Origin of the sequence: Streptomyces boncukensis (assembly GCF_011045075.1) — a bacterium.
Lineage (GTDB): Bacteria > Actinomycetota > Actinomycetes > Streptomycetales > Streptomycetaceae > Streptomyces > Streptomyces boncukensis.
This window is the reverse complement of sequence record NZ_JAAKZZ010000607.1, coordinates 1-3,954: the sequence shown is the minus strand read 5'-3', so window position 1 is coordinate 3,954 and position 3,954 is coordinate 1. Positions and strand designations below refer to the sequence as shown.

The 3,954-nt window shown below is 72.3% G+C and carries 5 protein-coding genes; 4 read left to right on the top strand and 1 reads right to left on the bottom strand.

Annotated features, from left to right (window positions below; all coding sequences use genetic code 11):
- The 4 genes from G5C65_RS32890 to G5C65_RS32875 all read left to right on the top strand — a co-directional run.
- Positions 1–264 (top strand): sensor histidine kinase (locus G5C65_RS32890; protein ID WP_241266230.1); only part of this gene is annotated, 264 nt, incomplete at its 5' end.
- Positions 261–995, top strand: a complete 735-nt coding sequence (locus G5C65_RS32885; protein WP_165302726.1) for a response regulator — start codon at positions 261–263, stop codon at positions 993–995. The genes G5C65_RS32890 and G5C65_RS32885, both read left to right, overlap by 4 nt.
- Positions 996–1,315: 320 nt before the next feature.
- Positions 1,316–2,674: an extracellular solute-binding protein gene (locus tag G5C65_RS32880; RefSeq protein ID WP_165302725.1), complete on the top strand. Its 1,359-nt coding sequence runs from the start codon at positions 1,316–1,318 to the stop codon at positions 2,672–2,674.
- Complete coding sequence (locus G5C65_RS32875) at positions 2,671–3,546, top strand: ABC transporter permease subunit (protein ID WP_165302724.1); 876 nt, start codon at positions 2,671–2,673, stop codon at positions 3,544–3,546. The genes G5C65_RS32880 and G5C65_RS32875 overlap by 4 nt, the downstream gene beginning before the upstream one ends.
- Positions 3,547–3,695: 149 nt before the next feature.
- On the opposite strand, the gene G5C65_RS32870 is transcribed toward G5C65_RS32875, so the two are convergent.
- Positions 3,696–3,954 (bottom strand): LPXTG cell wall anchor domain-containing protein (locus G5C65_RS32870; protein ID WP_165302723.1); only part of this gene is annotated, 259 nt, incomplete at its 5' end.

Below are 3,954 nucleotides of genomic sequence, written 5' to 3'. Positions count from 1 at the left end.
GGCGCCGTGGAGCCGCCCCGGGTGTATGTCACCGTCCGTCAGGAGGCGGCCGAGTCCGGCGAATTGCTGATCCGGGTCCGGGACGACGGCCCGGGGCTCCCGCCCGGGGACCCGGACGCGCTGTTCGAGCGCGGCTGGTCCACCAGGGGCAGCGGCCTCGGGCTCGCCCTGGTCCGGCAGACCGCCACCCGCCACCACGGCACCGCGACCGCCGCACCCCGCGCCGGGGGCGGCGCGGAGTTCACCGTACGGATCCCGCTATGACCTCCCACGACCCCGCCCACGACGCCGGCCACGACCCCGGGCCGCTGCGCGTCCTCGTCGTCGAGGACGACCCCGTCGCGGCCGAGGCGCACGCCCAGTACGTCGACCGCGTCCCCGGCTTCCGCACCACGGCCCGCGCGCACTCCCGCGCCGAGGCGCTGCGCGCCCTGGAGACGCACCCGGCCGTCGACCTGATCCTGCTCGACCTCTACCTGCCCGACGGCAGCGGCCTCGCCCTGCTGCGCTCGCTGCGCGCCGCCGGGCACGGCGCGGACGTCTTCGCGGTGACCTCCGCGCGCGATCTCGCCGTCGTCCGCGAGGGCATCTCGCTGGGCATCGTGCAGCATGTGCTGAAGCCGTTCACCTTCCGCACGCTGAGCGAACGGCTGCGCCAGTACGCGGAGTTCCGTACGGCCACGGCCGTACACGGGGAGGTCGGCAGCCAGGACGAGGTGGACCGCGCGCTGTCGGCGCTGCGCGCCGCGCCCCGGTCGGCCGCGCTGCCCAAGGGGCTGAGCGCGCCCACGCTGACCCGGGTCACGGAGGCGCTGCGCGCCGCGGGGCGGGAGGGGCTGACCGCGAGCACGGCGGCCGAGCGGGTGGGGGTCAACCGGGTCACCGCGCGCCGCTATCTGGAGCATCTCGCCGACGCGGGGGACGCGGTGCGGGAGCAGCGGTACGGGCAGGTGGGGCGCCCTGAGACCCGCTATGTCCGGCAGGCCCGGCACTGAGGGGGCCGCTCTTGTCACCGGCCCCCGGGGAGGGGCTGCCCCTGTGCGTGCGTCGCGGGGCGCGGCACCCCCATGGCTGGTCGCGCAGTCCCCGCTCCCCGCGCCCCTGAACCGCCCCTTCGGGGCGCCAGGGCGCGCCCCGAAGGGGCGCGGGGAACTGCGCGCGCAACCACGGCGGTGCCGCACCCTGCGGCGAGCCGTACGGGGCAACCCCTGCCCCGTACCGAACGGCTCCGCCTCCGCATCGATGCCGACATATTGACCGCGCAGCGCACTCGCGTCACCGTACGATCACCAGCCTGGCCCGAGGAGGTCGTGCCGTGCGCCCCACCGCTCCGCTGATCCTCTCCCTCACCGCCGCGCTCACCGCCGGAACGCTCGCCGCCTGCGGCGGTTCCGGCAGCGGCGACAAGAACACCGTCGAGATCGCCTTCCACAAGGAGACCGACAACAAGGTCACCTTCCGCGACGACTATCTGAAGTTCGTGGCGGAGAAGTTCGAGAAGAAGTACGCGGGCAAGAAGGTCAAGCTCGTCCCCATCCAGGCGCCGCAGCAGGACTACTACTCCAAGATCCAGCAGATGATGCGCTCCCCGAAGACCGCGCCCGACCTGGTCTACGAGGACACCTTCCTGATCAACTCGGACATCGAGAGCGGCTATCTGCGCCCGCTGGACGGCTATCTGAAGGACTGGAAGGACTGGGACCGGTTCCAGCCCGCGGCCCGGCAGGCGGCGAGCGGCGCCGACGGGAAGACGTACGGCGTCCCGGACGGCACCGACACCCGGGGCCTCTGGTTCAACCGGAAGATCTTCAAGAGGGCCGGGCTGCCGGCCGACTGGACCCCCAGGACCTGGGAGGACGTCCTGGAGGCGGCCCGCCGGATCAAGAAGGAGGTGCCCGGCGTCATCCCGCTGAACGTGTTCGCCGGCAAGGGCGCGGGCGAGGCGACGGCCATGCAGGGCTTCGAGATGCTGCTGTACGGCACGGGCAAGGACCCGCTCTACGACACCCGGAGCAAGAAGTGGGTCCAGGGCAGCAAGGGCTTCCGGGACAGCCTCGCCTTCCTCGACACCCTCTACCGCGAGAAGCTGGGCCCCGAGCCCGAGCAGGTCGTCGACCCGAACGTCACCACCAAGGTGGTCACCCAGCTGCTGCCCGAGGGGAAGCTGGCCATCGCGCTGGACGGCTCCTGGCTCAGCCAGAACTGGATCAAGACGGGCGGCAAGCCGTGGCCGCAGTGGCGGAAGACGATGGGGCTCACCCCGATGCCCACGCAGCACGGGTCCCCGCCCGGCGAGGTGAGCATGTCCGGCGGCTGGGCCTGGTCCATCCCCGCCAAGGCCGGCAATCCGGACCTGGCCTGGAAGATGATCCAGACCATGCAGACGCGGGAGAACGCGGTCGAGTGGTGCATCCGCGGCTCCCAGGTGGCGGTCCGCTCGGATGTCGCCGAAGATGCCCGCTACCGCACGTCCATGCCCGGCATCGACTTCTTCACCGAGCGGGTCGAACACACCCACTACCGCCCGGCGCTGCCCGTCTATCCGCAGGTGTCGACGGCCATCACGGAGGCGACGGAGGCCGTGGCCACCGGTGACTCCTCGCCGAAGGACGCCGCGAAGGCGTACGACGAGCAGCTGTCCGGCATCGCCGACGGGGCGGTCACCCGGAAGTGAGCGCCGCCGTCACCGGGCCCCGCCGCCGGCTGCGGTGGCTGCCCCTCGCCCCGGCCACCGTCGTCCTGCTGCTCTTCCTCGCCGGTCCCATCGGCTACTGCGTCTACATCGCGTTCACGGACCTCCAGCTGACCGGGCAGGAGTCGGCGTCGTTCGTCGGCTTCGACAACTTCACCCGCGCGTTCGGCGACGAGAACTTCCGCAACGCGGTCGTCCTGACGCTGGTGTTCACGCTCGTCTCGTCGATCGTCGGGCAGAACACCCTGGGGCTGGCGCTGGCGGCGCTGATGAAGCGCGCGTCCCGGACGGCGCGCACGGTCACCGGCGCGCTCGTGATCACCGCCTGGGTGCTGCCGGAGATCGTGGCGGGCTTCCTGCTGTACACCTTCTTCAGCCGGGACGGCCAGCTCAACGCGATTCTGGCCTGGCTCCAACTGCCGGAGCAGAACTGGCTGTTCACGCTGCCGATCCTCGCCGTGTCCTTCGCGAACGTCTGGCGCGGCACGGCCTTCTCGATGCTGGTCTACTCCGCCGCGCTCGACGACATCCCCCGGGAGGTGACGGAGTCCGCCCAGGTGGACGGCGCGAGCGGGTTCCAGCGGCTGTGGTACATCACGCTCCCGATGATCCGCCGCTCCATCGGGACCAATCTGATGCTCAACACCCTCCAGACGCTGTCCGTCTTCGGGCTCATCTGGGCCATGACGAAGGGCGGCCCGGCCCATCGCAGCGAGACGCTGCCGGTGTTCATGTACGACCAGGCGTTCAACAAGTCGCTGATCGGGTACGGCACGGCCGTCGCGCTGCTGCTGCTCCTGGTGGGCGCGCTGTTCTCGGTGGTGTATCTGCGGCTGCTGCGCGAGGAGGTGTGAGGACGGTGGCGTACGCGGTGCGAGCGCCCCGTGCGGTGGCCGGGACCGTGCCCGGCGGCCGGGTGGAGCGGGCCGCCGGGCCGGTCAGGGGCCGGATGCGCGCCGGAGACGGAACGGGGGCGTCCGTCCGGTGCGCCGTCCTGCGGGGACTAGGAGGTACGGCGCTTGCGGGCGAACGCGACCAGCGCGCCGCCGAGCACCACCACGCCCGCCGCGATACCGGCGATCATCGGGGTGTTGCTGGACGAACCGGTCTCCGCCAGGTTGTCCTTGCCGCTGTCCTGGCCCCCGCCCTGCGGCTGCTCGGCCGCCGGGGCGCTGCTGCTGGGCGACTCCGCCGGGGCGGAGGGCTGCGCGCTCGCGCTCTGGCTCGGGGTCTCCGGCGGGGTCGCGGACGGGGTCTTCGAC